1 protein-coding gene is annotated in these 258 nt (G+C 73.6%); it reads right to left on the reverse strand.

Annotated elements, in window-relative coordinates; translation table 11 throughout:
- A partial coding sequence (locus ACSNOK_RS34975; RefSeq protein ID WP_436784728.1) for an alpha/beta hydrolase family protein occupies window positions 1–258 on the reverse strand: 258 nt, incomplete at both ends.

Genomic DNA, 258 nt, shown 5'->3' on the forward strand with positions numbered 1-258 from the left:
CTCCAGCCTGGGGACGTCCGGCCGGTCGAAGCCGAAGACCTGCGCGTACAGGGAGAGTTCGGCCTCCACGGCCCGGGTGATGGTCTCCGCCCTGCGGAAGCCGTGGCTCTCGCCCTCGAAGGCGAGGTAGGCGTGCGGCACTCCGCGCCCGGCGACCTCGGCCAGGAAGCGGTCGCACTGGGCGGGCGGGCAGATCACGTCGTCCAGGCCCTGGAGCAGCAGGAAGGGGGCGGTGACGCGGTCGGCGTGGTGGACGGG

Origin of the sequence: Streptomyces sp. URMC 126, assembly GCF_051386555.1 — a bacterium.
GTDB lineage: Bacteria > Actinomycetota > Actinomycetes > Streptomycetales > Streptomycetaceae > Streptomyces.